Origin of the sequence: Parasphingomonas halimpatiens (assembly GCF_036663795.1) — a bacterium.
Taxonomy (GTDB): domain Bacteria; phylum Pseudomonadota; class Alphaproteobacteria; order Sphingomonadales; family Sphingomonadaceae; genus Sphingomonas.
The window spans coordinates 1-5,230 of record NZ_JAXOJP010000078.1 but is presented as its reverse complement, the minus strand read 5'-3'; the positions used below and the strand labels follow the sequence as shown (position 1 = coordinate 5,230).

Here is a 5,230-nt window from a genome sequence, read left to right as displayed (position 1 = left end):
GGAACGATCCATCGAAAGCTCGACCGCATGGGCAACCATCGCCAGCATCCGCATGATCACCCGCAGAATCGCAAGAGTCTCAATCAGTTGAGAAACTTTTGAATCAGGCTCTAAGAGGGGTCCTGAGAAAGTCAGAACCGCTAGTTTCTGGAGGCGATCCAGGGAATCCGCTAACGTTATCTTATGAAATTACATCGCCGGGTCCGCCCGAAGGATGTTGCCAATTAAGCACTTATAAGACAGGTGAAACTATTGGCGATGATTATTACTCATGGATTAAGTCGCCTACAGGGTCGTCGAGATTTTATTTGTACCATGGATATTGCAGTGAAACAGTTTGGTCGCTCGAGGGTGATGTGGGATCTCTGACATGCTCTCCTGGAAATTACTCCTATAGTGATAAAAACGGCAACAAGCTATTGATGGATCCATCGTCGCGCGAGCCAATTGCCGAGATATTTGCAAATGGTGAGATGTGGACATACTACATATATGGTGGCGTATTGAAATTTATTGTTTCGTATCGTGGATACGGTATACAGATTAGTTCATTATATCCGCAGAAATTTACATATTATAATAAGGCATATATTTTTTGTGACGAGACTGCAGGGATTGACTGTGCAAATGTGTTGTCTCTTCAGGCGATGTCTACAATATCGGGAGGCGTTGTATCTACGTCACCATTTTCTGCAATTACAACCATTACTCGCGCAGACGGGAGTGGTGTAGAGATAAACTTAGAAGATTATTACAGTGGAACTCAGGTTAAAAATTATAGGCGGCTGAATGTCGCTAACTCTATTAGAAATTACACGTATTTCAATTTTGCTGGTAGTGAAGGAAATGCCCCAAATAATTTTGTTTCGAGTGTAAATGATGGAATAAGTACTTGGACATACGAGCATACTGCGGATGATTACGAACATCAGGGGTCTTCAGGAGTCTTTACGAATGTATTTGATCCCGCCGGGCACGGGCGATCAGGCTTCGGAGATTCCGGGACAGGTATCATCCAGCTTTATCGCGATGAACTGCTTCGCGAATGGCATTTTGATGGCAATCTCGCGCCGACGGGATACACCACGCCGGAAGGAAACGGCGTCAGTTATGTAGGCGGTCCTCGTGGCAATCGCGCGGAAATGCGCGTTTTTGCGAAGCCGGGTTCCGGCGTTCCAGACATTGTAACGACCGCGAACTACACCACGACGTGCGCCAACTTGTTGACCTGCAACAAGCCGACCTGGACCCGCGACGCGAAGAACAACCAGACCGATTACACCTACAGTCCCGATCACGGCGGTGTGCTGACCCAGACGGGTCCTGCCGATGCGAACGGTGTACGACCACAGACGCGTTATGGCTACGTCCAGCGCTACGCATGGATCCTGAACAGCAGCGGTGGCTATGTCCACGCTGCTTCGCCGATCTGGTTGCCCGACAGCGAGAGCTTCTGTCGCGCCAGCGCCGCGACCGGCAATGCGTCGGCACCATGCGCCGGCAACGACGAAGTCCGCACGACCTATGAATACGGACCCGACGGCGGCCCGAACAATCTCTTTTTGCGCGGCAAGGCCGTGACGGCGGACGGCGTCACCTTGCGCACCTGCTACGGTAATGATGCCAATGGTCGTCGCATTTCAGAGACCAGCCCGCGGGCCAATCTCGCGGTATGTCCGTGATGGACAGGGGAAATCGCACGATGCGTGCTATAGCTTTCGTCTTCGCCGCAGTTTGCGCGATCGGCCTTGGTCTGGCGACGCCCGCGACGGCGCAAAGTGCCGCCACGCCGTTCACTTCCGCGACGCGCTACGATTTGATGGGTCGGGTCACCGGCACGATCGCACCCGATCCGGGTACGGGCACGCCGAGCTATGCGGCGACGCGCAACAGTTATGATGCGGGTGGCCGGCTAATCTTGGTCGAGCAAGGGGCGCTTTCCAACTGGCAGTCTGAGCTCGTTGCTCCGGCCAACTGGACCGGCTTTACCGTCTACCAATCAAAGGTGATGACCTATGATCAGTTCGATCAGAAACTTACCGAGACCTTGATCGCGACTGACGGCACCAAGGCCGCGCTGACCCAGTATAGCTACGACGCGCTACATCGACTGGACTGTACGGCCGTTCGCATGAATCCGACCTATTTCCACGCCTTGCCGCCGTCCGCCTGCTATTTCACGACGCAAGGAAACAACGGCCCGGACCGGATTACCCACAATGTCTACGACATCGCGGGCCAGCTCCTGAAGGTGCAAAAGGCTTTTGGCGTAACGGTCGCAAACGGCTTCCCGCAGACCTTGCAGCAGGATTACGCCACCTACGAATACACCGCCAACGGCAAGCAGAAGTCGATGGTCGATGCCAATGGCAACAAGGCGACCATGACCTATGACGCCTACGATCGGCAGGTCCGCTGGAACTTTCCCGACAAGGTCAGTGTCGGGGCGGTGAGTGGGACAGATTACGAAGAATATTCCTACGACGACAACGGAAACCGCCTGACGCTGCGCAAGCGCGACGGCAGCGTCATTGGCTACACCTATGACGCGTTGAACAGGGTCTTGCAGAAGCGCGATCCCGACCCGGCCAACGGCCCGAACGCGACCGCTACTGCCAACTGCTACAATCTCGCCAGCGACAGCAACGACGTGTGTTACAGCTATGATCTGCGCGGGCTGCAACTGACCGCGAAGTTCGGCACCGCCACCGGCCCCGGGCTGACCAGCACCTATGACGGTTTCGGCCGCGTGATGACCGCGTCGAGCAACATGGACGGCACGGCGCGGACCTTCATTTACAACTATAACCAGGATGGCGCGCGCAAGAATATCGGCCACCCAGACGGTGTGATCATCCGCTACATCTACGATAATCTCGATCGGGTGACCGCGATTCAGGAGAACGGCACGACGCAGGTCGTGGCGGTCGGTTACGATCCGATCGGTCGCTCCACCGGTATCACGCGCGGTGCCGTGGCGACGACATATACCTATGACGGCGTATCGCGGCTTTGGAAGCTGAGCGATAATCTGTCCGGCACCACATATGATGTGAATCGGGAGTTTGGCTATAACCCCGCCAGCCAGATCATCCAGGCCGACCGCGACAATAATCTCTACGCCTTTGCCGGCTACGCCGCCGCCACCAAGAACTACGCGGTCAACGGGCTGAATCAATATACCGCTGCGGAGGGGGCGACGCTCGCCTATGATGCCAATGGCAACCTCACCTCCAATGGCGGCACCACCTACAGCTATGACGCCGAAAACCGCCTGATCGCCGCGAGCACCGGCGTGACGCTCGATTATGATCCCGCCGGCAAGCTGTGGCGCATGACCTCGCCCGACAACACGGTGGTGAAGTTCGTCTATGACGGCGATCAGCTGACGCTGGAATATGATGGCCAGGGCAACATCTTGCGGCGCTATGTCCACGGCAATGGCGATGATGATCCGTTTCTATGGTATGAAGGCTCGGGCCTGACCGATCGGCGCAGCCTTCAGACCGACACGCAGGGCTCGATCATATCGATCGCCAACGCCGACGGCACGCTGCGCACGATCGACAGCTATGACGAATATGGTGTGCCGGCGTCCGGCAATGACGGGCGGTTTCAATATACCGGCCAGGCGTATCTGCCGGCGCTGGGCTTCTATTATTACAAGGCGCGGATGTACTCGTCGCGGCTTGGTCGGTTTATGCAGACCGATCCGATTGGGTATAAGGATCAGAATAATCTCTACGCGTATGTTGGCAACGACCCTTTTAATGGAAAAGACCCAACTGGAACTCAATTAGTTCCGCCCGTCCCGATTATTATTTCAGCTTGTGCTGGAGGACCGTTCGTTTGCGGTGGTATCATTGTCGCTGGAGGGTGTGCAATTTGGGAGGCCTGCCGCCACGCGGCCGGCGAAATCGGGCACACGCTGGCAGACCGCTTGCGGGGTATACTTCGGGCCGAGCCTTCTGATTCGCCCTCGGATCAGCCTGATAATAGAACGCCGGGTGAGCGGGCTAAAGATGGAAAGGATGTGATTATTGGTGGCGGGACGCCGAATGAAAACGGAGTGATAGATCACAGGGGGGATGGTAGGAGCGTCTCGGACGTGATCGGCAGCGCGGCGGGAGCCGCAGGAGTTAGGCCCGGTAAGACTAAAGACGGCAATCCAACTGTTGTATTCCCTGATGGTAGTCGCGCCACGGGATATCCTGAATCTTCTACCACGGGTGCCCCGTCTATTGTAATATCGAGCCCAAAAGGCCGGCAAGGAATAAAGGTTAGAGAGGACACGTTTTGATAAATATTGATATACAAAACCTCGTAGATCCGATGGTTTCTGTAAATTTCTGCGATACTTCATATCAAGGATGTGATGTATTTATGCCTGACGTGTTTTATATGAAATTCGCGCTTGCCAGATTGCTTAATTTTAATAAGAGCTATATTGTGTTTTTGTATTTCCCGACAATTAAAGAAGTAATTTTAATCGAGTCGGAAATTCATAATATTTTTAATATAATTAAAGATGAATATGTTGGAATGGCAGTATATTTTTCCATAAATGTTGATTTAGTTGTTGGTTTTTACTCACCAAGAGACGGGTTTACTTTTGCAAGGCTAAAAAATGAATTGAGTGATCGTGCAAGGAGTTTTTTTGATCGCATTTTCATCAATAGCGTAAAAAAAGGTAAAATTGGCATTGGTGAAAACGGCAAAAAATATGCTGTAAATCTTTTAGGGCAGAGGAATTATTTTGGTCGATTTGACGGGCTTATAAAATGATATAATTATTTATGTTCCGTATTTGATTGTTGCGATCTTACGGCATTCCGGCGGCACTGCATTTATCTCTAAGCTGAGCGCCCGCGCATTTGCGCCCAACCCCAAAATCACGCGCCCGCGTCCGCCGCGTCGTGATTCACCCCCGCGCCACACCCTGCTACCCGCCGAAGCTCGCGCCTCAGCGCGTCGCTCCTTCTCATCGTCTGTCATGCGAAAATCGTCGCCCGCACAGGTTGGCGACGACGCACCTGTTATCGCCCGGAACAGGACCTGTTCGGACCTGTTCCGCCGACCTGCTCCGGACCTGTTAAGTTGGAAACGCATCGCCAGAGGTGGCTCGGTAAATCTGGACAGGCTGCAAAGTGGAGTTTCTGCCTGAACGCGGCCAGCTTGGCTGCCGAACAGGAGATCGTATGACGAAGCGAACACGCCGGAACCACAGCCC

3 protein-coding genes are annotated in these 5,230 nt (G+C 53.6%); all 3 read left to right on the top strand.

The window, feature by feature from the left end:
* Positions 1–356: 356 nt before the first annotated feature.
* A complete protein-coding gene (locus tag U1839_RS26635; RefSeq protein WP_332806582.1) occupies positions 357–1,682 on the top strand; it encodes a hypothetical protein in 1,326 nt (441 codons plus the stop codon).
* The gene (locus U1839_RS26630) at positions 1,673–4,300 is read left to right on the top strand and encodes an RHS repeat domain-containing protein (protein ID WP_332806581.1); all 2,628 of its coding nucleotides are present in this window, start codon (positions 1,673–1,675) and stop codon (positions 4,298–4,300) included. The genes U1839_RS26635 and U1839_RS26630 overlap by 10 nt, the downstream gene beginning before the upstream one ends.
* Positions 4,301–4,449: 149 nt before the next feature.
* Positions 4,450–4,785, top strand: a complete 336-nt coding sequence (locus U1839_RS26625) for a hypothetical protein (protein WP_332806580.1) — start codon at positions 4,450–4,452, stop codon at positions 4,783–4,785.
* The last annotated feature ends 445 nt before the right edge of the window (positions 4,786–5,230 follow it).

Bases quoted from the DNA above. Each gene is read 5' to 3' on its own strand.
- U1839_RS26630 (WP_332806581.1), top strand. From the start codon at position 1,673: ATGTCCGTGATGGACAGGGGAAATCGCACGATGCGTGCTATAGCTTTC.